Annotated in this window: 24 protein-coding genes and 1 pseudogene; 12 read left to right on the top strand and 13 right to left on the bottom strand. The window is 68.7% G+C overall.

Annotation, left to right across the window (positions count from 1 at the left end; genetic code table 11):
- Window positions 1-9 precede the first annotated feature (9 nt).
- The 6 genes from F1642_RS07065 to F1642_RS07045 all read right to left on the bottom strand — a co-directional run bounded on the left by F1642_RS07065 (window position 10) and on the right by F1642_RS07045 (window position 10,077).
- Entirely contained in the window at window positions 10-468 is a 459-nt protein-coding gene (locus tag F1642_RS07065) for a hypothetical protein (protein ID WP_194885875.1), read from the bottom strand.
- A gap of 696 nt (window positions 469-1,164) precedes the next feature.
- Complete coding sequence (locus tag F1642_RS07060; protein ID WP_194885874.1) at window positions 1,165-3,438, bottom strand: glycosyltransferase family 4 protein; 2,274 nt, start codon at window positions 3,436-3,438, stop codon at window positions 1,165-1,167.
- A 20-nt stretch (window positions 3,439-3,458) separates the two neighbouring features.
- Window positions 3,459-4,556, bottom strand: a complete 1,098-nt coding sequence (locus tag F1642_RS14990) for a zinc-binding alcohol dehydrogenase (RefSeq protein ID WP_206692700.1) — start codon at window positions 4,554-4,556, stop codon at window positions 3,459-3,461.
- Window positions 4,546-6,648 carry a glycosyltransferase gene (locus tag F1642_RS07055; protein ID WP_206692699.1) on the bottom strand — a complete coding sequence of 701 codons (2,103 nt, stop codon included), beginning with the start codon at window positions 6,646-6,648 and terminating at the stop codon, window positions 4,546-4,548. Before F1642_RS07055 ends, F1642_RS14990 begins: the two co-directional genes overlap by 11 nt.
- Window positions 6,641-8,929, bottom strand: a complete 2,289-nt coding sequence (glf, locus tag F1642_RS07050) for a UDP-galactopyranose mutase (RefSeq protein WP_206692698.1) — start codon at window positions 8,927-8,929, stop codon at window positions 6,641-6,643. The genes F1642_RS07055 and glf overlap by 8 nt, the downstream gene beginning before the upstream one ends.
- Window positions 8,926-10,077 (bottom strand): glycosyltransferase, encoded by a 1,152-nt coding sequence (locus F1642_RS07045; RefSeq protein ID WP_194885873.1) that lies wholly within the window; start codon window positions 10,075-10,077, stop codon window positions 8,926-8,928. Before F1642_RS07045 ends, glf begins: the two co-directional genes overlap by 4 nt.
- 328 nt (window positions 10,078-10,405) lie before the next feature.
- On the opposite strand from F1642_RS07045, the gene F1642_RS07040 reads away from it, so the two are divergent.
- The gene (locus F1642_RS07040) at window positions 10,406-10,957 is read left to right on the top strand and encodes a hypothetical protein (RefSeq protein ID WP_194885872.1); all 552 of its coding nucleotides are present in this window, start codon (window positions 10,406-10,408) and stop codon (window positions 10,955-10,957) included.
- Between the two features lie 272 nt (window positions 10,958-11,229).
- Here the strand turns inward: F1642_RS07040 and F1642_RS07035 are convergent, their stop codons facing one another.
- Complete coding sequence (locus F1642_RS07035) at window positions 11,230-11,898, bottom strand: DUF1236 domain-containing protein (protein ID WP_194885871.1); 669 nt, start codon at window positions 11,896-11,898, stop codon at window positions 11,230-11,232.
- A 107-nt stretch (window positions 11,899-12,005) separates the two neighbouring features.
- Window positions 12,006-12,365 (bottom strand): hypothetical protein, encoded by a 360-nt coding sequence (locus F1642_RS07030; RefSeq protein ID WP_255522234.1) that lies wholly within the window; start codon window positions 12,363-12,365, stop codon window positions 12,006-12,008.
- Between the two features lie 221 nt (window positions 12,366-12,586).
- Between F1642_RS07030 and F1642_RS07025 the strand changes: the two genes are divergently transcribed.
- Window positions 12,587-13,027, top strand: a complete 441-nt coding sequence (locus F1642_RS07025) for a pyridoxamine 5'-phosphate oxidase family protein (RefSeq protein WP_194885870.1) — start codon at window positions 12,587-12,589, stop codon at window positions 13,025-13,027.
- 109 nt (window positions 13,028-13,136) lie between these two features.
- Window positions 13,137-13,934 (top strand): sulfotransferase, encoded by a 798-nt coding sequence (locus F1642_RS07020; protein ID WP_194885869.1) that lies wholly within the window; start codon window positions 13,137-13,139, stop codon window positions 13,932-13,934.
- A 68-nt stretch (window positions 13,935-14,002) separates the two neighbouring features.
- Here F1642_RS07020 and F1642_RS07015 read toward each other — a convergent pair whose 3' ends face one another.
- A complete protein-coding gene (locus tag F1642_RS07015) occupies window positions 14,003-14,176 on the bottom strand; it encodes a hypothetical protein (RefSeq protein WP_162198033.1) in 174 nt (57 codons plus the stop codon).
- On the opposite strand from F1642_RS07015, the gene F1642_RS07010 reads away from it, so the two are divergent.
- The 5 genes from F1642_RS07010 to F1642_RS06990 all read left to right on the top strand — a co-directional run bounded on the left by F1642_RS07010 (window position 14,175) and on the right by F1642_RS06990 (window position 17,466).
- Entirely contained in the window at window positions 14,175-15,191 is a 1,017-nt protein-coding gene (locus F1642_RS07010; RefSeq protein WP_194885868.1) for a glycosyltransferase family 2 protein, read from the top strand. The two genes, F1642_RS07015 and F1642_RS07010, sit on opposite strands and share 2 nt — an antisense overlap.
- The gene (locus tag F1642_RS07005; RefSeq protein WP_194885867.1) at window positions 15,188-16,228 is read left to right on the top strand and encodes an acyl-CoA dehydrogenase family protein; all 1,041 of its coding nucleotides are present in this window, start codon (window positions 15,188-15,190) and stop codon (window positions 16,226-16,228) included. Before F1642_RS07010 ends, F1642_RS07005 begins: the two co-directional genes overlap by 4 nt.
- Before the next feature lie 69 nt (window positions 16,229-16,297).
- Window positions 16,298-16,555 carry a PIG-L family deacetylase gene (locus F1642_RS16440; RefSeq protein ID WP_194886239.1) on the top strand — a complete coding sequence of 86 codons (258 nt, stop codon included), beginning with the start codon at window positions 16,298-16,300 and terminating at the stop codon, window positions 16,553-16,555.
- Window positions 16,464-16,916 (top strand): PIG-L deacetylase family protein, encoded by a 453-nt coding sequence (locus F1642_RS06995; RefSeq protein ID WP_194885866.1) that lies wholly within the window; start codon window positions 16,464-16,466, stop codon window positions 16,914-16,916. Before F1642_RS16440 ends, F1642_RS06995 begins: the two co-directional genes overlap by 92 nt.
- A complete protein-coding gene (locus F1642_RS06990) occupies window positions 16,906-17,466 on the top strand; it encodes an SAM-dependent methyltransferase (RefSeq protein ID WP_052715314.1) in 561 nt (186 codons plus the stop codon). The genes F1642_RS06995 and F1642_RS06990 overlap by 11 nt, the downstream gene beginning before the upstream one ends.
- A 6-nt stretch (window positions 17,467-17,472) precedes the next feature.
- On the opposite strand, the gene F1642_RS06985 is transcribed toward F1642_RS06990, so the two are convergent.
- The 4 genes and pseudogenes from F1642_RS06985 to F1642_RS06970 all read right to left on the bottom strand — a co-directional run bounded on the left by F1642_RS06985 (window position 17,473) and on the right by F1642_RS06970 (window position 20,999).
- Window positions 17,473-18,660 carry an MFS transporter gene (locus F1642_RS06985; RefSeq protein ID WP_194885865.1) on the bottom strand — a complete coding sequence of 396 codons (1,188 nt, stop codon included), beginning with the start codon at window positions 18,658-18,660 and terminating at the stop codon, window positions 17,473-17,475.
- Between the two features lie 85 nt (window positions 18,661-18,745).
- Entirely contained in the window at window positions 18,746-19,978 is a 1,233-nt protein-coding gene (locus tag F1642_RS06980) for a GAF domain-containing sensor histidine kinase (RefSeq protein ID WP_194885864.1), read from the bottom strand.
- Window positions 19,979-20,067: 89 nt separating this feature from the next.
- Window positions 20,068-20,618: pseudogene (locus F1642_RS06975) on the bottom strand (DNA-3-methyladenine glycosylase).
- 171 nt (window positions 20,619-20,789) lie between these two features.
- Window positions 20,790-20,999, bottom strand: a complete 210-nt coding sequence (locus F1642_RS06970) for a hypothetical protein (protein WP_194885863.1) — start codon at window positions 20,997-20,999, stop codon at window positions 20,790-20,792.
- 357 nt (window positions 21,000-21,356) lie between these two features.
- Between F1642_RS06970 and F1642_RS06965 the strand changes: the two genes are divergently transcribed.
- The 4 genes from F1642_RS06965 to F1642_RS06950 all read left to right on the top strand — a co-directional run bounded on the left by F1642_RS06965 (window position 21,357) and on the right by F1642_RS06950 (window position 25,173).
- Window positions 21,357-21,962 (top strand): HAD family hydrolase, encoded by a 606-nt coding sequence (locus F1642_RS06965; RefSeq protein ID WP_255522232.1) that lies wholly within the window; start codon window positions 21,357-21,359, stop codon window positions 21,960-21,962.
- Entirely contained in the window at window positions 21,959-22,081 is a 123-nt protein-coding gene (locus F1642_RS15675) for a hypothetical protein (protein ID WP_255522231.1), read from the top strand. Before F1642_RS06965 ends, F1642_RS15675 begins: the two co-directional genes overlap by 4 nt.
- Before the next feature lie 342 nt (window positions 22,082-22,423).
- Window positions 22,424-24,571, top strand: a complete 2,148-nt coding sequence (locus F1642_RS06955; RefSeq protein ID WP_194885861.1) for a bifunctional TVP38/TMEM64 family protein/FAD-dependent oxidoreductase — start codon at window positions 22,424-22,426, stop codon at window positions 24,569-24,571.
- A complete protein-coding gene (locus F1642_RS06950; RefSeq protein ID WP_194885860.1) occupies window positions 24,568-25,173 on the top strand; it encodes a CDP-alcohol phosphatidyltransferase family protein in 606 nt (201 codons plus the stop codon). Before F1642_RS06955 ends, F1642_RS06950 begins: the two co-directional genes overlap by 4 nt.
- Window positions 25,174-25,668: the final 495 nt, after the last annotated feature.

Here is a 25,668-nt window from a genome sequence, read left to right as displayed (position 1 = left end):
ATTCCCCATTTAATGTCCATTCAAAGGCGTGCCGATGGTCGGCGTGGCGCCCATGGGCACGCTCCAAAGCAGCTGTTCGGTGATGTCGGGGGCAGGGGCTCTACGCACGGTCAGGGGCGGCTCATGGTCGGAGATCTGGCTGGCCGGTAAGCTGAGATCGAACGTCGGGCTTGCCTGCCTTGCGCGCAGGGGTTTTGCGGCGGCGGCATGGTTGGCGATATCATCGACGCTTGGCACTCTGTCAGCAGTCACGGCGGCAGTGTGATGCTGGCAGAGGTACCGGATGACGCAGCTGCTTGCCGTGCCGGCTGGCATACGCCTGTTTGTCATATGAACGTTCCACCCGAGAAGGTCGCTTGCCGGCAGGATCGGCGGCGTGGCGTCAATGACAGGTGGAGCGAGCCTGAGCCTTGACGGGGTCGGGACGGCGTCGGCGGATATGACTGCAAAGACGCGTGGGTGGTTCATCGGATCCTCCTTGTCGGTGGAGGTCCGCCAACCGGCAGCCGCAGCAAATGTTCCTAGCCATGACGACGTCAACGTTTCGGGCAAAGCGCTGGTTCGAAGGCGTCGTGCCACCAGCGACGACCGATCCATTCCCGACCGTATTTGGAAACTCGGACGCAGTATGTTGCTTTCTCGAGTGCTTGTAACCTCAGGAGTGGCGCCTGGCTTATCGGTGAGGAGACCTGACAGGACGTGCAAGCTTGGGAACCGCCTGACGCGCTGACATGTTCAATGAAACGATACAGGAGAGCGGAACATGACCGGTTTCGACCCCACCAATTGACCTTCCCGACGACCTTCGCCGTGGCTTGGAGACCGCGGCAGCCGAAGCGGGAGATTCGCCCACGAACATCATCGTCAAAGCATTGGAAGCTTTTGGCATCGAACGGCTGACTGATGATCAGCAGCTGAAACGCATGACCGGATCGCAATAAACGTAGTCAACAAGGTGTCAGAGGCTGCGATCCAGTCAGCCCCTTACCTGCAAACAGATGCGTGAAATATCGGTTCTACCGGTAAACCTTGCCGAACCAATTCAGACTGGTTGATAGGTCAACGCCACTTCTAGCGATGATTCACTTGGGATACCAAGCTAACGCATTTCGCTGAAACTGGATAACCAGCGCTGCGGCGGGTCTGTGCTCATATCCCTCGACATTACCAATGTGACACGCCTCGCAACATGCGTGCCAAGGGGACGTGGACGTCGCGTGTGCCGCTGCTGGGGTCTGCGCCCAGCAGGCCGTTCGGGCACATGCGGTCGTCGTCCCATCCGGGGTGGTCGGCAATGGGGTAGAGGCATACCCCCTCCACCCGGACACCGCGATGGCGGGCGTGATGGGTCTGGGTCATGACATGATCGAACCACGCGGCGCGGCGCGCGCCTTCGGTCCCGGTCTCGGCCAGCATCACGGGGCGGTCATAGCGCGCCGCGACCTCGACGAGCAGATCTGACAGGGGGCTGTGCAGCGCATGGTCGACGTCGATGGGCGGGCCGCCATGGATCCATTGGTTGTTCCAGTAATAGTTGACGCCGACCACGTCCAGCGCGGCCTCGGACCCGCCGATCTGCGGCCAGATGCGGCCCGCGATCAGATCGAAGGCCTGGAACTGGGCGTCGTGCCAGCCATGCGCCTCGAACAGCGGGCGGCCGGTCCAATCGGCATGCTGGACCGCGATCAGCGGCTCGGCGGTGACGAAGCGCGCCCGCGGGTCGATGGCCAGCAGCTCCGCACGGGCGGCCAGATAGCAGCGGGCCAGCTGGACCTTCAGCTCGAACCCGCGGCCCCCGGCGAACGGGTTCAGATAGCCCGCATCCCCGCCGGCCCAGGACAGGAAGCTGATCTCGTTCACCGGGCACCAGAAGGGGACGGCATCCGTCACCTGGCGATGGTGCCGACCGGCGGCGCGGGCCAGCCGGGCAAAGCGGTCGACGAAGGCCGGGGACCAAACGTCCAGATCGTCCGGCCAGCCGTAATGCATCATGTCCCAGATCACCTGCGTGCCGGTGTCGCGCGCCGCTTGAAGCATCGGGGTCCAGGATCCCAGGTCCAGCGCGCCGCCCGCGTCGATCGACGGCCAGCGCAGGGCGTCGCGGCAGGTGCGGATGCACAGGCCTTGCAGCTGCAGGTAATCCTGGGCGGCATGGGTGTCGTGACCGATGGCCGCGATGACATCCAGCCGCCGCCCGTCGCGCCGCCGATGGGTCGAGGATTCCCATCCCCCCTGGATCACGCTGGCGAACAGCGTGGGCGCCTTCGCCGGGGCCTGTTCGGCCAGAACGGTGTCGATCAGCGCCTGCCATTGCGGCACCACGACCGCGGCGGAATAGGTTGCGCGCACATGGGCCTGCAGCACCGATCCCAAGCCGTGCCGCAGGGCCGGATCGTCGATCAGCCGACGCATGGCGGCGGCCACCGCCCCGGGATCCTCGTGCGGCACGAACAGGCCGCTGACACCGTCGCGGATCTGCTGCAGGGCGCCGTTGTCGGGGGTGGCGATGACGGGCAGGCCCGCGGCCCCGGCCTCGGCGATGACATGGGGCATGCCCTCGCCCCGGCTGAGCCAGCAGAAGACATCCATCGCCGCCAGCAGGTCGGGGACGTCCGCCCGGTCGCCGGTAAAGATCACGCGGTCGCCAAGGGGTGCCGCCAGCGCCTGCAGCTGCAGCGCGTATTCCGGCATGAAGGCGTCCGGCCCGCCGATGACGACGAACCGCGCCTGCGGATGGCTGGCGGCGACGCGCATCGCGGCGGCCAGGAAATCCTCGACCCGCTTCTTGCGGTCCAGGCGGCCGACCCATCCGATCAGCACCTGGTCGTCGGCGATGCCAAGCGCCGCGCGGATGGGTGCCCGGCGCGCCGGATCGAACTCGGTCAGATCGACCATCGACGGGATCTCGACCGCATGGTCGGGCCGGTCGGGCATGCGTCCCGCCGCCGCCGCGCGGATGCTGTCGCAGACGCCCACATAGCGCGTGGTAAGGTGCTTGGGCCCGGCCAGCGCCTCGCTGACCAGCCCGCCATGTTCGATCAGCGGCGGGCGCAGGGCCAGACGCTCCATCGCGGGATAGATGTCGGCGACGTTCTGACAGCTGACCACCACGTCGGCCCCGCAGATCTTGCGGCGCAGATAGTCGATGGTGTCGTCGAACCCAAGCGCATAGGGCGTCGTGTCGACATGGATGCCAAGCGCGCGCAGCTGGTCGGTCGTCTGGTCGGGCATCCCCTCCTTGCGAAAGCAGGGGATGACGTCGATCCGGTACCGGTCGCGCGGCAGCGTGCGGGCCAGCAGGCGCAGTTCCGTCTCCTCTCCGCCGACGACCAGCCAGGCCAGGACGAACAGGATGCGGATCTTGCCGGCGTCAGGGTGCGGGACGGGCAGGCCCTGGGGCGGCTGAACGCCCCAGGGCTGGTTCAGATCGTCGTTCATCGGATCGCTCCTTGGCGGGATCAGGTCGCAAAGACGACCTGGAGGAAATCGAACCGCTCGGCCACCAGGCGTTCCAGGAACCGCGGCGCCTCGTCGAAGGGCACGACATGGGTGATCAGGTGCTGGCGGACGGCGGGGCCCATGCGCTCCAGCAGGCGGACGGTTTCCGCGGCCAGCCGCCGCTGGTTCCAGTCGGCGGCCAGACGGCGCGGCATGCGGTTGATCTGGGCGCAGATCAGGCGCAGGCCGTTGTGGTGGAACTCCTCGCCCAGGCGCAGGTCCGGCAGGCCGCCCTGATAGAAGGCCAGGTCGATCACCGTGCCCTGCGGGCGCAGGGCGGCCAGCGCGCGGTGCAGGCTGTCGGAATGGGCCCGGGTCTGGAACACCACCTCGGCGCCGCGGCCGCCGTGACGGTCGTGCCACGCGGACTTGGCATGGGCCACGGCCGCGTCCTCGTCCATCGGTGTCATGCCCAGCTTGCGGATGATGTCTTGGCGGAAGGGGGAGGGATCGACGACCACCACCTCGGATGCGCCGGCGGCCTGCGCGAACAGCGCGCAGAACAGGCCCACCGTGCCGCCACCCCAGATCAGCGCGGGACGCCCGTCCAGGCTGGCGCCCAGATGCGGGACGGCGGCGCCGAAGGCCTCGGCATCGGCATGCAGGATGCCGTTTGCGGCGATCGGTCCCATCTGGCCCACGAAGATGCCCAGCATCGGGTCCATCCCGTCGGGCAGCGCCGTCAGCAGGTCGTGGGACGGATCGGCGGTATGTCCGGTCTTGTGACCGAAGGCGGTGCCGACCACCTGACCGTTCCGCCAGCCCGGCGCGCGCGCGTCGATTACGCGGGCGCTTTCCATATAGCCCAGGAAGTTGACCGGGAACCGGGCCGACGGCTCGCCGGGCACGAAGCGGCCCGCGACATCGTCCCACCGGCTGTGCAGATAGGGGTTGGTCCCCTTCAGGAAGGTCAGCTCGGTCCCCGCCGACAGCCCGGTATAAAGCAGGTCCAGCCGAACCTGCCCGTCCCCCGCCGGCCCTTCGTCATAGCCGAAGAAGCCCGGACGGCCCTGGTCCAGGATGGCCAGCGACCGGATGTGGCGATGTTCATGCGGCATCGTCGGCGCCCGCCGCAGCGGCAGGACAAAAGGTGGGCTGCGGGTCGGCCCGCAGCCCCTCCATCCGCACAAGGGTTCCGGTTTCGGCCGACCGGCCCACGGCCAGCGCGACCTGATGGGTCAGCAGCGCCTCGGCATAGTCGCAGCGGATGCGGTTCTCGCGGCCCATGACGGCCTCGACGAAATCGCGGTCCTCGCGCCAGACCGGATCGCCGCTGGCCCGCCGGACGGGTCGGCCCTGGCCCACGTCGACCATCAGGTCGTGATCGGTGATCTCGATCGCCATGGCGTCGCTGAAGACATGCAGGCCAACGCGGTGGTTCCACCGCATCAGGCAGGTCGACGACAGGTTGGCCACCGCCCCCGACGCAAAGCGCAGCGTGGCCGCGGTGGCGGTGGGCACGGTCAGGCCGGGAAAGTCGTCGCGGTCGCGCCGCGCGGACAGGCCGAACACCTCGGTCACGTCGCCGGCCAGGAAACGCGCCGCGTCGATGATGTGGGTCGCCTGTTCGACGACCTGGCCCCCCGATCCGTCGGCCCGCCACCACCATTCCGGCGGCGGCGTCTGGTCGATCCAGAATCCCTGCATCAGATGCGCGGGATTGGTCGCCAGATGGGCGCGCGCCTCGTCCATCGTGTCCAGATAGCGCCAGTGATAGCCGACGGCGGTGATCAGCCCGGCCTGCTCGACCTCTGCCGCGATCCGCTGGGCCAGATCGACGTCCAGGGTGATCGGCTTTTCGACGAAGAACGGCAGTCCCCGCGCGATGCAGGCCCGTTCGGGCGCCCCATGCGCAAAGGGCGGCACGCAGATGTAGACGGCGTCCAGATCATGCGCGGCCAGCATCGCATCGTGATCGTGATGGGCCGTGGCCCCCATGCGGTCTGCGGCCTCCTGCGCGCGGGCGGGGTCGGTGTCGCAGATGGCCACGACCTGGACGTCGGGCATGGTCTGCAGCACGCCGAAATGGCGATGCGCGATGCCGCCCGCCCCGATGAAGCCCAGTCTGATACGGTCCATAGGCGGTTTTTCCTTCTTTGCGCGGGCGGCGCGATAGGCGGCCAGGGTGTCGCCGGCCATGCGGGCGGCGGTGAAATGCGCGGTGAAACGGTCCTGCTGTGCCCGGGCCACGCGTGCGCGCGCCTGCGGATCGCGCAGCGCCGCGGCCAGGTGGTCGGCAAGGGCGCGGCTGTTGCCCGGCGGGTGCAGCCAGGGGTGGTCGGGGCCAAGCGCCTCGACGGTGCCGCCGATCCGGCTGGCCGCGACGGGCAGGCCCACGGCCATCGCCTCCAGCGCGACCAGCGGCAGCCCCTCGAACCGCGAGGGCAGGGCCAGGATGCCGGCCTGCGCCATCAGCGCGGGCACGTCGTCGCGTTGCCCGGCCAAGGTCACGTGGTCCTGCAGGCCCAATCGGCGGATCGCGCGGTCCAGCAGCAGATGGCCCGGACCGTCGCCGACGATCACGACCCGCGCATCGCCGCCGCCCCGCCGCAGCCGGGCCAGCGCCCCCAACAGGACGCGCTGCGCCTTTTGCGGGGTCAGGCGACCGACGCAGAGGATCATCCGGTCGTCGCGGTCCGCCTGTGGCGCAGGGCGGTGGTGGATGCCGTTGGGCACCGCGCGGACGGATGTTCCCGAGCCAAGCGCCCTGCGCCACCCGTCCGCGGCCTGGCGCGACACGGCGATCACGCCATGCACCCCGGCCAGCGCGGCGCGGTATTCGGCGATCTGATCGGGGTCCGTCAGCAGCCAGGGCAGATGTTCGGTCCGCAGCACGGTCGCGCCGGCGGCATGGGCCGCGCGGGTCAGGGCGTGCCCCTCCCACCCGATGCCGGCGTGCACATGGACCGTTCCGCGGCCTTGCCCCGCCCAGTCCGCAACCGCCCGGGCCATCACCCCGGTGTCCGTCACCGCGGCCATGCCGCCCGCCGCTGTGACCTGCGCAGCCAGGGCGCGGCCCGCCGGATGGTCGGGCCACAGCGTCTCCGGGCGCAGCCCCCGCTCCGCCAGCGCGGCGGCCAAGGCGACCATATGCGCGCCCACGCCCGACGGTTCGGCGCTGTCGGTGACCAGCAGCAACCGGTCAGGCATGCACGGGGACCGCCATCATGCGCCGGTGCAGCGCCAGGGCCTGGGCCACCACCTGGTCCATGTTGTAGTAGCGGTAGCTGCCAAGACGCCCGGCAAAGATCACGTTCGGTTCCGCATCGGCCAGCGCCCGATAGCGGCGGAACAGCGCCTGGTTCTCCGGGCAGGGGATGGGATAATAGGGATCGCCCCTGTCCGACGGATATTCGCGGGTGATCGCCGTCATCGGGTGGTCCTGCCCGGTCAGGTGCTTGTATTCGGTGATCCGCGTGAAGGGCACGTCCGGGTCGGGATAGTTCACGACACCCACCGGCTGGAACTGGCGCTGGGGCAGGGTCTCGTGCGCGAAGGTCAGGCTGCGATAGGGCAGTGCGCCGAAGCGGTGGCCGAAATAGGCGTCGATCGGCCCGGTATAGACGGTCAGCGCGCCGCGATCGGCCGGGTCGATGTCATGGAAATCGGTGCCCGTGCGCACGTCGATCCCCGGATGGTCCAGCATGCGCGCGAACATCGCGGTATAGCCGTCGCGCGGCATCGCCTGGAACCGGTCGGTGAAATAGCGGTCGTCGGTATCGGTGCGCGTCGGCACCCGCGCCGTGACCGAGGGGTCCAGCTGGGACGGATCCAGCCCCCATTGCTTGCGGGTGTAACCCTCGAAGAACAGCCGGTACAGATCGTCCCCCACGGCCGAGACGACGACATCACGCGCGGTGCGGATCGGGTCCACGGGCCGGGCGCGCGCCGCCAGGAAGGCGGCGGTGTCCGCGTCGCCGGTCAGCCCGGCATCATAGAGCATGTTCAGCGTCGTGCGGTTGATCGGCATCGGCACCCGGCGATCGCCCAGATCGGCCAGCACGCGGTGCGCATAGGGCCGCCATTCGGTGAAGCGCGACAGGAAATCGACGACCTCGGTGGCGTTGGTGTGAAAGATGTGCGGGCCATAGCGGTGGATCAGCAGGCCGTCGGCATTCTGTTCGTCAAAGGCGTTGCCGCCGATATGGTCGCGCCGGTCGACGACCAGCACCCGCTTGCCCGACTGTTCGGCCAGCTGGCGCGCCATGACCGCGCCGGCAAACCCCGCGCCGCAGACGGTCACGTCGGGACGGGGCCGCGCGCGGCGGGGGCGGGGCACGGCAGGCCGCCGGCGTCGGTCGACCGCCCGGTCCAGCAGCGCCGCCATGCGGGCCTGCGTCAGGTCCCAGCTTTGGCGGGCCAGCACCGCGTCGGCCTCGGTGCAGATGTCGGCCGTGGCATCCGCCAGCGCATCGGCGCAGGCCGCGACAAAGGCCGCCGGGCCGTCGGCGATGCGGACCGCGTGCAGATGGCCGTACTGGCGCACCACGTCGCGCACCGGGGTGGACACGACCGGGCATCCGGCGGCCAGATATTCCGGCGTCTTGGTCGGAGAGATGTAGCGCGTCGCCTCGTTCATCGCGAAGGGCATCAGCGCCACGTCCCACCCCGCCAGATAGGCGGGCAGCTGGTCATAGCTCTTCTGGCCCAGCCAATGCAGGTTGGGCGCCTGGGGAAGGCTGGCGGGGTCGATCTTGACCACCGGACCGATCATAACCACCGACCAGTCGGGCCGCGCCGCGGCCAGTCCCGCAATCAGGTCCAGATCGACGCGTTCGTCGATCACCCCGTACCAGCCAAGCCGCGGACCGGGCAGGCCGGCCTGATCGTCAGGTTCGGCAGGTCTCGTCCGTGCGGTCGCGAAATGGCCCGTCTCGACCGAGGAGGGGAAGGCGTGGATGTTGGCGTGATCGTTTCGCCGCGCCTCCCACAGGGACCAGCCGCCGGTGGTCACCAGATCCGCCGAGGCCATCAGCGCGGCCTCCAACCCGGCCAGCGCGGGCGGCGCAAAGCGGAACGAGGCCAGCTCGTCCATGCAGTCATAAACCACGGCTGCGGCATCGACATGCTGCACGACGGGCCACATCATCGGCGTGTACAGCCACAGGACCGGGCGCACGATCCCGTTCAGCGCCAGCATTTGGTCGAACAGATCCACCAGGCCCGCGGCCTGATCCTGGGGCGACCAGCGGTCGGGAATGCGGGGGCGCACGGCCTGGACGGTCGTGCCGTGAAAGGCGTGGAACTCCAGATAGGGCAGGTGATGCGTGGTGGGGATCGCCTCCTCCCAGAACAGCACGCGGTAATCGCGGGCAAAGCGGTCCATCAGGTGCTGGGGCCTCTGGGTCACGAAATCCCACCGCAGATGCGACAGGCAGATCAGGGCGGGCTTGTCGGTCGTCGCGGGGTGCGACAGGTCGCGGGGCGTCATGACGGCTCCTTCCGGCGACCGCTGCGGATCGCGTCGATGTCTTGGCCAAGGCAGGCGATGCTGGCGCGCCAGCCCCATCGGGCGATCGCGTTGGGGCGGGGATCGGCGGGCGGCGATGCCAGCAGCCCGTCCAGCGCGGCGGCAAAGGGCGCGCCGGGGGATGCGATGGTCCCGGCCGATGCAGGCACGTGGTCCAGCCCGCAGACCAGGTCCGCATTGGCCAGCACCGGCAGGCCGGCCAGCTGATATTCGGTCAGGATCGCAGGGGCGCCGTCATGCTGACCGCAGACCACGCCGACGCGGGCGCGGTTGATCAGCCGGTTGACGGCATCATGATCCACCCCCGGTGGGCCCACGATCTCGACGTCCAGGTCGCGGCGGTCGGCGTCGGCGCGCAGGTCGTCGTCGCCGTATCCGACCACCAGCAGGGCCGTGGTGCCGGGGCGGCGCTCCATCGCGTCGAACAGGATGTCGTGGCGCTTGTACGGCTGCGCGCAGGCGACATAGACCACGTCGCGATCCTTGGCCGCACCGGTCGGATGAAAGGTCACGTCGGACGCAAAGTTCGGGCCGATGGGCAGAACGCGCGTGCGGGCGCCGGGGATGCGCGCCCTTATTTCGGCCGATTGCCAAGGGGCGCCGGTCAGGAACAGGTCGAACCGCGCCACCAGGTCGTCGGGGATCCGCAGTGCCGGGGCGTCGATGGAATTGTAGATGGTGACCGCACCGCATGCCGCATCCATAATGTCATGCCCGACCCCCAGCCCCCAGACGCACAGGATGTCGGGCGCGCCGGTCTGCTGCAGATGGCGCACCGCCTCGGCCGATCCGTACGGGGCGTCATGCGCGTCGGCGCGAAAGACGCGCCGCGTCAGGCCGGGGCGGTCCGGATCGGCCCGGCCCGCGGCAAGGCCCTGGCTGGCATCGGATTCGCCGCAGCGCCCGGCAAAGCTCCAGATCTCGGCTGTATCGACGATGCCCGCCGCGATGGCTGCCAAGGGCAGGCGTTCCAGATAGCCGCCGGTGACGGTGACCTGTCCCGTCGGGGGCGGCGGCAGGATGGTGTCGATCTGCGCCGGATGCGTCACCGGGACCGGCGGACCATGGCTGCAATGATCCGAGATGACGACAAGACGACGAGAATGCATGGGGCCGCCGCTGAAAGAGAACGCCGTAGGACATCGCGATGTTCACGACATGTTTCAGCTAAGGTCAGGGTTGACGACCACGCAACTTGATTAATGTCAGCGTTGCTGGGGCAGGTTTTGCACTCTGTGTCATGCGCCGTTCGGGCGAACCCGTTGCCTTTCATCGGCTTGGCCGGTCGCGGCGTTCGGTGCCGACTGCCCGGCTGGAAGGGTGCCGATTAGCAAACGTTATAGGTTATCTGCTGGAACATCGGGCGCAGGCAGGAGCTTCGTTACGTCTTCTGAGGAGGAGACGCTGCATCATGGGAGACGAGACATGAAGTATTCGATGACCTGGATGGCCGGCTGCGCGATCTGCGCATTTGCCGGCATGGCGCAGGCGGATTGCGCCGCCGATCTGGCACGCTTTACCGATACCGCCGCGATGACCGGCGACAACACCGGTGCTGCGTCAGGCGGGACCGAGGGCATTGCCAAGGACGGATCGCTGGCGCCGCTGGAGCAACCGGCGGGCGATGACACCCAAGCGGATGCCCCCGATGCGTCGGCCGATGCGTCGTCCGATATGCCCGCAGCCGACATGCCCGCAGCCGACATGCCTGCAGCCAATGGGGCCGACAGCGCGTCGGGCGAGGGCATCGCCAAGGACGGCTCGCTTGCGCCGCTGGAGGGAACGGAGGCAGAGCCCGGAACGGCCGTCGCCATGTCCGGCAGCGACGTCCAGGCGCAGCAGGAAGGCGAACCGACCGCCGCGGAAGAGGCCGAGGGAGACGAGGCCATGCCCGATCGCGACAGCCTGATCGCCGATGCGGAACGCGCCCTTGCCGAAGGGGACGAGGCTGCCTGTCAGGAAGCGGTCGACCAGCTGGAGGCGATGTGACGACACGCTGCGCCCGGCATCAGGGCGCAGCGGTGACTGTGGAACAGCGGACGGTGGGGATGGGCGTTAGCCGATTTCAGATTGCGACCTGTAAGGTTCCGCGAAATCGGGCTGACGTGGTCGATCTGTCGTGGACAGGCTGAAACGCGAAATTGCCCTTGCCGGTAGACCCAATGACTGGGTGAATGGGCCGCGACCGTCAGCCCTACGCTTTCAGAACACTCTGTCCGGCGGGCACGAGCCAAAGGCCACGCCCGCCGTCTCCGCGAAGGTCAGCGATAAATATACATGATCTGACGATCCTGAGGGTTCACCAGCACCGTCTGGCCGTTGATTTGCGCATAGCGATAATCCGGCTGATCCGGGATCTCGTAGATCATCACGTTTTCCGGAACGCCCGCGCCGATCACGACCTCGCCGTCCAGATAGACGGGATCCACCGTGTTCGACGTGACATAGGTGGTCACTTCGGTCGTGGGCTCCTCGGCTGCGGCAGCACCGGTCGCGCCGCCGATGGCAAGACCGGCCACCGCCCCGACCGGGCCGCCGATCAGCGCACCCATCGCGGCGCCGCCCAGACCGCCCACAGCGGCGTCCTGCCCGGTGGTCGGGTCCTCGACGGGGGCCTCGATGATGGTCACACCGACCGTCTCGCGGTTGGGATAGAGCGACACGACCTCGTCGCCCGCCTTGACGTTCAGATAGTCGCCATAGGCCCAGCCTTCCAGACCGTCATCACTGACCTGGCACCAGTTCGCGCTGTCGATGCAGCCCAGGACCGACACCTCGTCCCCCGCGCCGATGGCGCCGATCACGCCGTGCTGGACGCCCGGGCCGGACCGGACGTTCAAATCCGTGGCAACGGTGGCCGTCGTCTGCGCCGAGGCGGCCCCCGCAACCGTCAGGGCCGCAACCAAGGTCGGAACAAGATACGCTTTCATGGTAATCTCCTGCCTCTCGGGCATGCTGCCCGATGATGCGGTGCAAACTTGCCGCACGGATCGGCGGTTCCGAACCGGTCCGTTCACAAATGCATAAAGTGCAATCTTCAGTTGAAAAGCGCGCGGGCCAGGTTGATCACGGCCAGAATCTGACGCGTCTCGGCATCGACCCGGTACAACTGATCGTCGCTGCGGTAATAGCGCCAACCCTCCCGGCGTTCGACATCGTAACGGTTCAGGTCGCGGACCAGGACATAGTCCTCGACGCGCAGCCTGTCGCCGACGCCGCGGCCATAGCGGATGTCATCGCGCTTTGCCTGACCGGGTGGAATGCAGGACGGCGATTTCTTGGCAAGGCCCGGCGGGCACCCCTGATGGGCATGGTTGCGGTCGTTGTCGTGATGGCGCCCGCGGCCCGGATCGGCCGCGACGGGTGCGGCCAAGGCAAGCGTCAGCGCGGTCGCCAAGGCAATCCCTGGAAAGGTTGGGGTCATCGTCGTGCTCCTGATGCTGGCTCCGACAACGGAGCAAAGGACAACCTCCGACCGGCGCGTGGGTTGCCGCACCCTGCCGGTCATGTGAATGCCGATGATCGCGCGAAGGATCACCGCGATGCAGGGGGCATGGATCGAATGACCACGGCCGCGCGTTCATGTGCCAGAAGCCGATACGGCAGTCAGGAGTTCACATGTCCGACAGAACCATAGGCGATCTGGCAAAGGCGATGGGCAAGATCGACTTTGCGATGCTGACCACCCGGACCGAGGGTGGCCAGCTTGCCACCCGTCCCATGAGCAACAATTCCGATGTCGAATGGGATGGCGACAGCTACTACTTTACCTATGACGACACGCGTACTGTGTCCGACATCGAACGCGACCCCCATGTCGCCCTGTCGTTCCAGGGGCGCGCAGGCATTCTTGGCGCGCCGCCGCTGTTCGTGGCCGTCGAGGGCGAGGCCGGCATCATCCGCGACAAGGCCACGTTCGCCGACCATTGGACTAGCGATCTGGAACGGTGGTTTCCGGATGGCATCGATACGCCGGGCATGGCGCTGATCAAGATCGCCGCCGTGCGCATCCATTACTGGGACGGCGAGGAAGAGGGCGAGGTCGCCCCCCGGGCCTGACCCATCGCGATCCCGAAAGACCCGCGGGCCGGCATGCCGTCCGCGGGTCTTTCAACGACCTCGGCCTGAAGACGATCAAGCGATATTTCGACAGGGGAACGGCATCCTGATGCAGCATCATCGCTATCTGTTCATCGGTGGCCTGCACCGGTCCGGGACATCGCTTCTGACGCGGCTGGTGGCGGCGCATGATGCGGTGGCTGCAATCAGCGATGCGCCGGTGCCCGAGAACGAGGGATGCTATCTGCAGGGCGCCATCCCCCATACCGCGCAGCACGGCCGGCCGATGCATTTCGCTACCGATCCGCGTCAGCACCTGACCGAGGGCCACCCGCTGGACCGGTTGGAGACCCGCCTGCGCCTGGAACACGACTGGAACCCATGGTTCGACGGCGATCGTCCGTGGCGGGTCGAGAAGTCGCCGGTGAACCTGACGCGGACACGGTTGTACCAGCAGTTGTTCCCGCTGTCGCAATTCGTGCTGATCATCCGCCACCCCGAGGCCGTGGCGGCGGCGGTCGCGAAATGGGTCGATGGGCCAGCCCATCAGCTGATTGACCACTGGCTGGACGCGCACTCTCAGATGCAGCAGGACCTGTCCCACCTGCACGCGGCCATGGTCATCCGGTACGAGGATCTGGTGGCATCGCCCGCGGCGGTGGTGAGCAGCGTTCACGCCTTCATGTCGCTTTCCCCGTCCCGGATGGACGCGACGGTCCGGGACGGCAATCTGGACTACGGATCGGCGCCGCGGATGACCCCGTCGCAGGCAGAGCGTGCCGCGGCATGGGGCTACGGACCGGGGCTTGAGGTAAGACCTGTCGGTCCTCGCCTGTCCCACCCGTTGCGGTCGGTCAGGACAGCGGCAGAAGACGCCTGGACAAGGGGAAAGGCCATCACCGGCTGATGGAACGCAGGCGGGACACTGCGCCTGAAGAAAGTCGCCGTCCTGTACTTGTCCATAGCCTGCTGAAATCACGCCGATTTCAGGGAACCGATGCCATGAAGCCTGATCTTTATCAGGCGCAGGTTCAGGAACTGCCCTGTCATGCGTCCGTTTTGCAGGCGGATGCGCAGGACAATCCGGTCATGCATCCGTCGCCGGTCGACCGCCCCGGCCGGACCTTCCTGCACGATACGGATGCTCATGACCCCTTGGCACGATACCCGTCCCGCACTGCGCCACGTTGCCATCGCCATCCCCGTGCGCGATGAGGCCAAGCGGTTGCACCGGCTGCTGGAGGCGCTGGCCGGGACCGCCCAAGCCTGTGATCTGCCCGTTACTGCCCTGGTGCTGGCCAACAACTGCACGGATGCCAGCGAACGGATCGCCCGGTCCTTTCGCAGCCCTGCGCTGCAGGTGTCGGTGCATTCCGTCATCTTTCCGGTATCGACCGCCAGTGCCGGGCGCGCCCGGCGGGTGGCGATGGACCTGGCCGCCAGGACCGGTGGGCTGCTGATGACGACGGATGCCGACGCGATCCCGGCGCAGGGCTGGATCCGGGCTGCGCTGGACGCGATGGGTGACGGGGCCGATCTGGTCTGCGGATCGATCAGCGCCGATGTCCCGCATGTTCTGGCCACCCCTTCGGGCGCGCGCATCACCCGGGCCGAGGAGGCCTACAGCGCGCTGCTGCGCAGGGTCCGCCACCGGCTGGACCAGGTGGCGGGGCGCCAGGCCGCGCAGTCGCAGACCCCGCATTACATGGAATCCGGCGCGTCGATGGCGATCCGCGCGGATCGGTACCGGGCCATCGGCGGCCTGCCGGCGCTGGATTTCGGAGAGGATCGCGCCCTCGTCTTTCGAGCCGAGGCACATGGGCTGGCCGTCCGCTATTCCTGCGACATGACGGCGCGCGTGTCCGGGCGACTGCAGGGGCGCGCCGATGGCGGCATGGCTGCCTGCCTGCGCCATCGGATGCAGGATGCCGATCCGCTGGCCGATCAGGCCATGATCCTGCCCGACGCGCTGCGCGCGATGTGGGCCGAGGCGATGTCAGGGTCCATCCGCGCCTATCCCGACCGCAGCGTTCCGGCCGGCCCGACGCTGCGCGCCTCGGACCTGGAGGCGCGGCTGGCGGATCTGGCGGCGCTGGTCGACGGGACCGTCGATCCGGACTTTGCCCGCTGGTCCGACCGGCACGCCGCGATGGTGGTCGGATGACCGACGCCATCGACCGTGCCGAACGGATGATCGCCGATGCCCTGCCGGACGGTGCCGACGGCCCGTCGGGCCCTGCCTTGGCCGCGGCGTTGCGCGACAGCGGGCTGTTGGCGGAATGCCTGACCTTGGCCCATCACCCGCGTGATCCGCTGCGGCTGCTTGACGCGCTGCAGCGGGTGGGCGGCGCGAACCTGTCCGCCGGGCGGCTGTTCGAGGGGCATGTGAACGCCGTCAAGCTGCTGATGCTGCACGGCGGCCCGACCGCGCCCGTGGCGCAGGGGGCGCTCTACGGCATCTGGGGTGCCGACGGTCCCGACCCCGCACGGATCGAGGGTTCGGTCATCCGCGGGCAGAAGCTGTTCGCCAGCGGTGCGGACGTGCTGGACCACATGATCGTCACCGTGCGGTCGGATGCCGGGCTGCACCTGCTGATGTTCGCGCGCGATCAGCTGGACGGGCGGCTGTTTCCCGACGAATGGGACATGTCGGGAATGAAGGCCACCGCATCGGGTCGCTGCGACCTGGACGGGCTGGCCGTGGCGGAGGCCGTGACCCTGGGCGCGCCCGACGCCTATCTGACCGAGCCGCATTTCCACGGCGGCGTCTGGCGCTATGCCGCGGTTCAGCTGGGGGCGATGCGCAGGCTGACGGCCCTGACCGCCGATCAGCTGCGCGCCCGCGGCCAGCAGGATGCCCCCCTTCAGGCGATGCGCCTGCACCGCATGATCACGGCCTGCGAGACGGCCCGACTGTGGCTGGCCCAGGCCGTCTGCCGGATCGAGCGTCCGGGCGCGACGGCAGCCGATGCCCAGACCGCGATCCTGGCCCGCCTGCGCACGACAGACGAGGCCGTGACCTTGCTGGCCAACATGGACCAAGCGCTGGGGGCCGCGTCATTCGCCACGGCGCATCCGGCCGACCGCATCCGGCGGGATCTGGGCCTGTACCTGCGGCAGGCGGGCCCGGATGCCCTGGCCCTGTCATCGGTGGACCGGATCCTGGCCGACCCCGACCTGCACCGGCGATGGATCGGATGAGCGGCTTTCTGGACCATGCGGCATCCGCCCGGTCGCTGACGCCCGGTTCGCTGGTGCAGGGGCCGCCCGCTGGTCATCCTGGCCCCGCATCCCGATGACGAGACGCTGGGCTGCGGCGCGCTGCTGTTCGATGCGGCCGCGCGGGGCACCCCGTGTCACGTCATCTGCGTGACCGACGGCACGCGCTCGCATCCCGGATCGCGGCGCTGGCCCGCCCCGGTGCTGGCCGCGACGCGTGCGGCGGAACTGCGCGCCGCCTGCGCGATCCTGGCGCCCGCGGCGCGGGGTCACCTGCCTTGGCTATCCCGATTGTGCCGCCCCCGATGACGCGCAGGCGGCGGAACGGGTGTCGGCGCTGATCGCGCCCGACGCGCTGGTGCTTGCGACCTGGGTGCACGACCCGCATGTCGATCATCAGCAGGTCGCGCGTCTTGCCATGCGCCTTGCCGCCATGCGGGCGGATCTCGCGCTGGCCTTATATCCGGTCTGGGGGCGGTTCACCGACCGCGCGGCGGAGGTCCGGCTGATCGCGGCTTCGGATGCGGCGGTGGCGGCCAAGCGGCGCGCGCTGTCCTGTCACAGGTCGCAGATGACCGGGCTGATCGACGACGACCCGACGGGGTTCGTCATGACCGACACCCATCAGGCCCATTTCCTGACCCATCCGGAGATCGTCATTGCCCCATAGGGAAACGCTGGACCATCTGGCCCGCCTCTATGCCGCCAGTGACGATCCCTGGGATCATCGCACCAGCCCCTATGAGGCCGGCAAGTACGCCGCCACGCTTGACGCCATCGGGCACGGCCCGTTCAAGGCCGCGCTGGAGATCGGGTGCGGCAATGGCACGCTGGCGCGGCGGCTGGCCGACCGGTGCGACCGCCTGACGGTGATGGACTGCATCCCCGCCGCGATCCGGTCGGCGCGGCAGGTGCTGGACCCCCTGCCGCAGGTCACCGTCCTGCAGGGCTGCGCGCCCCAGGACCTGCCGGACCTGCGCCCCGATCTGGTCCTGCTGTCCGAGGTGCTGTATTTCCTGACCCCCAAGGAGATCACCGGTCTTGGCGGCTGGCTGCGCGCCCGGGCGACGGGCCCGGTGATCGCCGTCAACTGGACCGGCCCGACCGACGAGGCGCTGGACGGACCACGGGCCGTGGCCATTCTGCAGAATGTCCTGGGACCATCGGACAGCACGGTGCATGACGGCTTTCGCATCGACCGCTTTGCCCTGCCGGCCTGATCGGGATCACCGCCGGGGTCGCGTGGCGATCAGGAAGCCCAGGACACCCGCGACGGGCCCGGGGATCAGCAGCCAGACGGCCGTGGGGCCGATGCGCTGGAACAGCGCCGTCGTCAGCGCGATCGATGCGACCGTGATGGCAAAGCCGATGGCGTTCTGGATGGCCAGCGAGGCCCCCACCGCATCCTGCGGACAGGCGCGCGCGGAGAGGGCCGAGAATTGCGGCGAATCCGCCACGACGGTGGCGCCCCAGACCACCAGCAGGACCAGAAGCCAGCCCGGCGGCAGCACCGGCCACAGCGTGACCACGCAAAGGGCGCTGGCCCCGGACAGGATCAGCGCCGCAAGGGCTATCGGCGCGCTGCCCAGGACGCGGGCAAGGCTGCCGCCCGCCAGGCACCCCGCGGCCCCGGCACCGATGATCAGGAAGGACAGGCCCGACACGCCAAGACCCGGATAGGCGTCCGCCAGACCGGTCGCGGCCACCAGCAGGGGGGTGATGGTCCAGAAGGCATAAAGCTCCCACATATGGCCGAAATAGCCGAAGGCGGCGGCACGGAACCGGGGAATGGCAAAGGCCCGCAGGGCGCCGGAGCTGCCGCGATGGGCGGGGCGCGCCAGATGCGGGCCGTCGCCCAGGGCGCGGATCATCGCGGCGCCGATGACGGCCAGACCCGACGAGGTCGCGACCACCCATTGCCACGGCACCGCCCCCGCGGTCGAACGCAGCAGATGCGGCAGCGCGGTGCCAAGCGTCAGCATCGCCACCAGCAGGGCCAGCGACTGTCCCGCGCGGTCGGGCGCCCAGCTGACGATCATCTTCATGCCGATGGGATAGATGCCGGCCAGCGACAGCCCCACCAGGAACCGGAACCCCGCGCCGGTCGCGACATCCTGGGCCAGCCATGCAAAACCCAGGTTGAACGCCGCCCCCGCCAGGGCCGAGACGACAAAGATCGCACTGGCGGCGAACCGGTCCGCCAGGCCGCCTAGCGCCATGACCAGCGTGCCGACAATGAAGCCCGCCTGCACGGCATTGGTCAGCAGACCGATATCGGCCGCGGTCGCGCCCCAGGCCTGCATCAGCCCCTCTGCCGCGCTGTTGGCGCTGAACCATAGCGATGTCCCGAACAGCTGCGCGATCGCGATCACCGCGATGGGGGGCAGCCGGTGGCGTCCTTGGGGTCTGGTCATCGATCGTCCCGACTGGCGATTGCGTCAGGGGGCAGGATGGCCGATCGGGGCGACGGGGGGCAACCGTTTCGGATGGCGCGCGCGGTCAGGCGGGCAGGACCGGAAAGGTCAGGCTGAAGGTCGTCGTGCCGTCCCCGCAGGCGACGGCGATCGTGCCGCCATGCGCCTGCGCGATGGACGACGCGATGTGCAGGCCCAGGCCCAGCCCGGAACTTTCGGCAGTCCGGCCCCGCTGGAACGGCTGAAAGATGGCGCGTTGGGCGGCCTCTGGGATCGGCTCGCCCTCGTTCTGGACCTCGATCACGACGGCGCCGTCGGTGCGGCGGCCACGGACGGTCACCGGGGTGTCGGCGTCGCCATGGTTGATGGCGTTCGACACCAGGTTCGACACCGCCTGCGCGATGCGCGACGGATCGCAGCAGACCGGCCCGCCGAAATCCAGTTCGGTCGTGACCCGGTGCTGGGGCGCGGCCAGACGGATCTCGGCCACGACCTGGGCGATGGCGTCGCCCAGAGGGGCGTCGGGCGTGGCCGCGACAGTGATCCCGTCGCCAAGCCGCGCCTTGGCATGCAGCATCATGTTCTCGACCAGTTCTCCCATCCGGTGCAGGGAGGACTGCATCAGCCCGATCAGGCCGCGTCCGCGTTCGGTCAGCGGCTCCTTGCCCAGCATGCGGATGCCCGACCGCAGGGCGGTGACGGGGTTGCGCAGGTCATGGCCCAGGATGGCGGTGAACTCCTCCTGGATGCGGACCAGCTTGCGTTCCTGTTCGATCATGCGTTCCTGGGCGTCCAGCCGTTCGGCGGTGTCCAGCGTGCCGCCGATGATGGTGGCGAACATCTTCAGCATCGCGACGGTGCGGGCGTTGTTCACGTCCTTGGTTTCGGTGTCGATGGCGCACAGCGTGCCGAAGAAGCTGCCGTCGCCGCGAAAGATCGGCACCGAGGCATAGCTGACGATTCCGAAGGCCGCGGCGATGGGATGGTCGCGATAGACCGGGTCGGACGACGCCTCGTTGAAGATGATCATCTCGGAGGTCTTGCGGACCGTCTGGCAAAAGGTCGACCCGATCTCGATCTCGTCGCCCGCGGCGATCCCGAATTTCAGGTCGTCGACGGTGCGGCAGGCGACCCACCGGTCGGCGGTGACGCGCGCCACCCCGGCAAAGCGCATCCGCGTGGCCAGCATCACCGTCTCCAGGATCGTCCCGACCAGCTCGTTCTCGGACAGGCGCTGGATGTCGGACTGGAAATCATGCTGTCCGGCCTGATAGGCCGCGTGGTCCTGCCTGGGGTGGTCGCTGCTGTGCAAATCCATCGATGATCCCCGGCATTGGACGGCTTGTCGGCCCGCATCTGTATTGTAGGGCGGCGGGAATGCACAGTGTCTTTTCCGCAGCCCCGCCGTCAGCGATCCGGGCGCGCCCGCGGGAATGGCCGGCTGAGCCCCGCCGCCCCGGCAAGGCCGAACCGCCATGGCAGGTCCTGCGCCCGGCTGATCCCGATCCGCGGCCCGACCAGCAGATCGGGCACCGCCGCCGCCAGGACGATGCCGAAATCGGGACCGTCGAAGGCGGCGCCGTCGTCGTCGGGCCGGATGTCCAGCGCCTGCGTCAACCGCCCCGGCCCGCTGCACAGCGGGGGGCGGGGCGGCGGGCGCGCATCAGGTCCAGGCCGGTGTCGGGGTCCAGCGCGCGGATCAGCACGGCCGCGCCGGGGGTCGCCACGACGTTCAGGCACAGGTGGATGCCGTAGGATCGATAGACATAGGCGTGGCCCGCCGGCCCGAACATCGAGGCGTTGCGCGGCGTCGGCCCCCGATGGCTGTGCGAGGCGGGATCGTCTGGGGCATAGGCCTCGGTCTCGATGATGGTGCCGCCGGCGCCGCGGACGGTCAGCCGCGCACCGATCAGCCGACGGGCCAGGGCCACGGCGTCCAGTCCCGCGATCTGCTGCATGAACGACGACATGGCATCCTTTCCGATCCCGTTGCGGAGGGGGCCTTGTGGCATGAACGTGCCGGGATTGCCAAACCTTGGCGCGGACGGGTGGTCGGGGGAGGGAGATCGCACCTGATCCGGAATGGAGACCCGACTGGCGTGTCACTGGACGGTTACAGGGGGCAGCGGTCAGACCCGCATCCTCTGCACCATGCCGCCGATCCCGGTACGCAACTCAATGCCCAAATTGAACGCCCGGATGTCCAATGCAGGCGCGACATCGACCACATTCGGGCCGACCGTCCGTCCGTCCTGGACCTCACGCGGCGGCAGGTTGGCAAAGGCGAGGCGGCCCCACAGGCCGATGACCGGGACCGCCATGGCGGACGGTTTCAGCACCTTTCTGGTGCTGAGGCGAATGCATGGCCGATGCTTTAGCGACCCAGGCCCGGCGTGGCACGAACAGACAATGATGGTGATAGACCCGGCCATGGACGGTCCGATGGCGATCCGCACCGCCTTCCATGTGGCATCCAGTACCGCACCATAGGTTGACTGGTTCTCGGTCAGGGCCAGGCGCAGTGGATCATGCGGGTGACAATGAAAAAACGTGGGTTACGGCGCGCCATTCGCCACCGGAAAGGCTGCATCGGCTGCCGCCTGCGATGGTGGTCAGCAGGGGCGCCCAACCTGCATTGGCCAGAACTTCGCCAGAGAGCAATCGCAAGGAACGATAATCGCGACTGTTGGTTCTGCATGATTGTCAACCGATCAGGATCGCCCCCATGTCCCCCGCGCCCCATCCTGGTCTTTGACGTCAACGAGACATTGCTGGACCTGGACCACCTGTGTCCGCTGTTCGACGACATCTTCGGCGACGGGGCCGTCATGCGCGACTGGTTCGCGCAGCTGATCCTCTATTCCCAGACCCTGACAATCACCGGACTGCGCAGCGATTTCGCCACCTTGGCCGTCGCGGTGCTGCGCATGATCGGGGAGATTCGAGGCGTGGCGATCACCGAGGGGCATGAGGATGCGCTGCGCCGGACGATGGGCACGCTGCCCGCCCATCCCGATGCCGAGACGGCGCTGGTCCATCTGCGGGACAGGGGGTTCCGTCTGGTGACACTGACCAACTCGCCGCCCTCTGCGGGAGGGACCGCGCTGGACCGCTCGGGCCTGGCGCAGTATTTCGAGGCCAGCTTCAGCGTCCAGCCGACCAACCGATTCAAGCCCGCGCCCCAGACTATCAACTGGTGGCCGAGGCACTGGCGGTACCGCTGTCCGATCTTTGCCTGGTGGCCTGCCATGTCTGGGACACGATCGGGATGCAGGCGCTGGGCGGCAAAGGCGCGCTGGTGACCCATGGCGTGAACGCGGCGCTGGTGCTGCCGGGCGTGCCGCAGCCTGACGTGACGGCCCCCGATCTTGCCGGACTGGCGCAGACCATCGCCGCGCGTTGGGGCCGGGCAGGGGCGTGATCGGTCATGCCAAGGGGCATTGGAGACCGGTTTCCGCAGGGCGTTACCGTTCCGTAGATGCATCGAATTGCGCCGTCGTTGACCAGCCTTGTCTTCAGGTGTGGACATGACAGGCCAAAAGACCCATCCGGCTCCGACGGCTCCGACGGCTCCGACGGCTCCGACGGCTCCGACGGCTCCGACGGCTCCGACGGCTCCGACGGCTCCGACGGCTCCGACGGGGATGACGGGGCCGCGTGTACACGGGGACGTGACCGGGCGGGCAGCGGCGGTCCGGTAAGACTTCGGGCATCCTGACGACCTGTCGGATAGGTGCCCCGAGGCCGTGATGAAGGACATGCCGTGACCAGACCCGTTCTGCTGATCCTTGTCGCGACGCTTGTGCTAGCCGGGTCGTGGCTGCTGGGCGGTCAGGACGTAACGCTGCAGTCGCTGCGCGGGCATCTGGCCGCCGTGGCCGAGTATCAGCAGCAGCGGCCGGTGCTGGTCGCGGCGCTGTTCGCCGCCGCCTATGTCGCGATCACCGCGCTGTCCCTGCCAATCGCAGTGTGGCTGACGCTGGCCGGGGGCGCGCTGTTCGGGTTCTGGGCGGGGTTGGCGATCGTCTCGTTCGCGTCGGCCATCGGGGCGACGCTGGCCTTTCTGGCGGCGCGGTACCTGCTGCGGGACTGGGTGCGGGCGCAGCTGGGCGCGCGGGCCAAGGGGATCGAGACAGGGCTGGCGCGGGACGGGGCGTTCTATCTGTTTTCGCTGCGGCTGATCCCGGTGATGCCGTTCTTTGCCACGAACCTGCTGATGGGCCTGACGCCGATCCGGACCCGGACGTTCTATTGGGTCAGCCAGCTTGGCATGCTGGCGGGCACCGCGGTCTATGTGAACGCGGGCACGCAGCTGGCCGCACTGGACAGCCTGTCCGAGATCGTGTCGCCGCCCCTGTTGGCGTCCTTCGCGGCGCTGGCCGTGTTTCCGTGGATCGCCCGCGCCATCGTGGGCATCCTTCGCCGCCGTCGCGTCTATGCCGGATGGACCCGACCCCGGCGGTTCGACCGCAATCTGGTGGTGATCGGCGCGGGTTCGGCCGGGTTAGTCTCGGCCTACATCGCCGCGGCGACCAAGGCCAAGGTGACCCTGATCGAGGCCGGCGCGATGGGCGGCGACTGCCTGAACCATGGCTGCGTTCCGTCCAAGGCGCTGATCCGCAGCGCGACCCTGGCGCATCAGATGCGCCATGCCGCGCGCTTCGGGCTGGCCGACACACCGCCCGCGGTCCCGTTTCGCGCGGTCATGGACCGCATCCGCCGGGTCATCGCCGACATCGCGCCCCATGACAGCGTCGACCGCTATGCCGGGCTGGGGGTCGATGTGCTGCAGGGCCACGCCCGCCTGATCGACCCCTGGACGGTCGCGGTCACCGACCCGCAAGGTGCCGAGCGGCGGCTGACCACGCGGGCGATCATCATCGCGACCGGTGCGCGGCCCGTCATGCCGCCGCTGCCGGGGCTGGACCTGGTCGACCCGCTGACCTCGGAGACGCTGTGGTCGCGGCTGGCGGATCATGACCACGCGCCGCGGCGGCTGGTCGTGCTGGGCGGCGGGCCGATCGGCTGCGAGCTGGCGCAGGCCTTTGCGCGGCTGGGGTCCGACGTCACCCAGATCGAGATGGCCCCCCGCCTGTTGATGCGCGAGGACCCCGAGGTGTCGGCCCTGGTCGCGGACGCCCTGCGCGCCGACGGGGTGACGGTGCTGACCGGGCACCGCGCGATCCGCTGCGGCATCGACGGGGGCAGGTGGATCGAGGTCGAACGGGACGGCGCGGCTCGCCGCATCGGCTTTGACCAGATCATCGTGGCCGTGGGCCGCAGCGCGCGACTGGAGGGGTTCGGACTGGACCGTCTGGGGATCGAGACCGACCGCACCATCGTCACGAACGCCTTCCTGCAGACCCGCTTTCCCCACATCCTGGCGGCGGGCGACGTGGCCGGACCGTTCCAGTTCACCCATGCCGCATCCCACCAGGCCTGGTTCGCCAGCGTCAACGCGCTGTTCGGCACCCTCAGGCGGTTCAGGGTCGATGACCGCGTGATCCCCTGGGCCACCTTCACCGATCCGCAGATCGCCCGCGTCGGCCTGTCCGAGACCGAGGCCCGCGACCGGGGCATCGCGGTCGAGGTCACCCGCTATGACCTGGCCGACCTGGACCGCGCCATCACCGATGGGGCGGCGCGCGGCTTCGTCAAGGTGCTGACCCCGCCGGGGCGCGACCGCATCCTGGGCGTGACCATCGCGGGCGATCACGCCGGTGACCTGATCGCGGAATTCGTCCTGGCCATGAAGCACGGCCTGGGCCTGAACAAAATTCTGGGCACGATCCACATCTATCCGACCTGGGCCGAGGCCAACAAGGCGGTTGCCGGCACCTGGCGGCGCGCCCATGTGAACCCGCGCCTGCTGGCGCTGGTCGAACGCTATCATCGATGGAGGCGCGGATGATCGACGCCCGACTGCAACCGCTGAAGCGCGCGGCCCTGCGGCACCCGGCGCAGATGCTGGCCGCCCGCGGCGTCAAGGCGGACACCATAAGCATCGCGGGCTTTGCCGTGGGTCTGCTGGCGGTGGCCGCGCTGGCCCTGGGGTGGTGGACCGCGGCGCTGGTGCTGATCGCGGCGAACCGGATCATGGACGGGCTGGACGGCGCGGTCGCACGCATCCAGGGTCCGACCGACCGCGGGGCCTTTCTGGATATCGCGCTGGACTTCGTCTTCTATGCGCTGGTGCCGGTGGGGTTCGCCCTGCACGACCCTGCGGCCAACGCGCTGCCCGCGGCGGTGCTGATCGCGGCCTTCGTGGGGACCGGATCGTCCTTTCTGGCCTTTGCCGCCATCGCCGCCCGGCGCGGCGACCGGGCGGCGGCCTTTCCGACCAAGGGCATCTACTACCTTGGCGGCCTGACCGAGGGGTTCGAGACGATCGTCCTGTTCCTGGCGATGTGCCTGTTCCCCGCGTCCTTTCCGCTGCTGGCCTGGATCTTTGCCGCGGCCTGCGGCGTCACCACGATCCTGCGGTGGCACCAGGGCTGGACCGCGTTCCGGTAAAGCTTGGGGCTGACCGGTCCGGCGCAGGTCCGAGGCTGTCACCGACAGCCGGCAGGCGGGGCGCAAGGCAAGCCTCATGTGCGACGTTGGTCAGCAGATCGACCGCTCTAACCGCCAAGGTGAAACATAGGGTCAGTTTCGAACCGCGTGGTCGAACCCCTTCTTGGAGGGCCTGCCGCGGCCACGGCTGTGCCGATCCGACAGGGGCAGGTGCTTTCGATCCCGGGCTGCGGTGAAGACCGACCCCGTGGCGCGTGACGGTGTCGATCATGGCCCCGGGCTTTCCCTCTCCAGGGGATGTCAGGCCGAACCAGGGCCATGTCATTGATGTGCCGCCCAAGATAAGCAGATCAGCATGCCACAGGGCAAATCATCGTCGCGGCTGCCTCCCTTCTGCCAGACGCGTGCCATGCAACCGCCAGACAGCACGGCGGGTGCTTTGAGATCCACTGCTTGCCGCATCCGCCCATCTATCGCCCGCAGACCGGCATTCGC

The organism is Paracoccus sp. NBH48, assembly GCF_015390265.1.
GTDB lineage: Bacteria > Pseudomonadota > Alphaproteobacteria > Rhodobacterales > Rhodobacteraceae > Paracoccus > Paracoccus marcusii.
Note: the sequence above shows the minus strand (reverse complement) of the source record. Positions and strands in the feature narration are given on the sequence as shown.

What these genes read in the sequence shown, in the direction of transcription:
- F1642_RS07065 (WP_194885875.1), bottom strand. Translation starts at nt 468, where the DNA reads ATGAACCACCCACGCGTCTTTGCAGTCATATCCGCCGACGCCGTCCCG.
- F1642_RS07060 (WP_194885874.1), bottom strand. Translation starts at nt 3,438, where the DNA reads ATGAACGACGATCTGAACCAGCCCTGGGGCGTTCAGCCGCCCCAGGGC.
- F1642_RS14990 (WP_206692700.1), bottom strand. Translation starts at nt 4,556, where the DNA reads ATGCCGCATGAACATCGCCACATCCGGTCGCTGGCCATCCTGGACCAG.
- F1642_RS07055 (WP_206692699.1), bottom strand. Translation starts at nt 6,648, where the DNA reads ATGCCTGACCGGTTGCTGCTGGTCACCGACAGCGCCGAACCGTCGGGC.
- glf (WP_206692698.1), bottom strand. Translation starts at nt 8,929, where the DNA reads ATGACGCCCCGCGACCTGTCGCACCCCGCGACGACCGACAAGCCCGCC.
- F1642_RS07045 (WP_194885873.1), bottom strand. Translation starts at nt 10,077, where the DNA reads ATGCATTCTCGTCGTCTTGTCGTCATCTCGGATCATTGCAGCCATGGT.
- F1642_RS07040 (WP_194885872.1), top strand. Translation starts at nt 10,406, where the DNA reads ATGACCTGGATGGCCGGCTGCGCGATCTGCGCATTTGCCGGCATGGCG.
- F1642_RS07035 (WP_194885871.1), bottom strand. Translation starts at nt 11,898, where the DNA reads ATGAAAGCGTATCTTGTTCCGACCTTGGTTGCGGCCCTGACGGTTGCG.
- F1642_RS07025 (WP_194885870.1), top strand. Translation starts at nt 12,587, where the DNA reads ATGTCCGACAGAACCATAGGCGATCTGGCAAAGGCGATGGGCAAGATC.
- F1642_RS07020 (WP_194885869.1), top strand. Translation starts at nt 13,137, where the DNA reads ATGCAGCATCATCGCTATCTGTTCATCGGTGGCCTGCACCGGTCCGGG.
- F1642_RS07010 (WP_194885868.1), top strand. Translation starts at nt 14,175, where the DNA reads ATGACCCCTTGGCACGATACCCGTCCCGCACTGCGCCACGTTGCCATC.
- F1642_RS07015 (WP_162198033.1), bottom strand. Translation starts at nt 14,176, where the DNA reads ATGAGCATCCGTATCGTGCAGGAAGGTCCGGCCGGGGCGGTCGACCGG.
- F1642_RS07005 (WP_194885867.1), top strand. Translation starts at nt 15,188, where the DNA reads ATGACCGACGCCATCGACCGTGCCGAACGGATGATCGCCGATGCCCTG.
- F1642_RS06985 (WP_194885865.1), bottom strand. Translation starts at nt 18,660, where the DNA reads ATGACCAGACCCCAAGGACGCCACCGGCTGCCCCCCATCGCGGTGATC.
- F1642_RS06980 (WP_194885864.1), bottom strand. Translation starts at nt 19,978, where the DNA reads ATGGATTTGCACAGCAGCGACCACCCCAGGCAGGACCACGCGGCCTAT.
- F1642_RS06965 (WP_255522232.1), top strand. Translation starts at nt 21,357, where the DNA reads ATGATTGTCAACCGATCAGGATCGCCCCCATGTCCCCCGCGCCCCATC.
- F1642_RS06950 (WP_194885860.1), top strand. Translation starts at nt 24,568, where the DNA reads ATGATCGACGCCCGACTGCAACCGCTGAAGCGCGCGGCCCTGCGGCAC.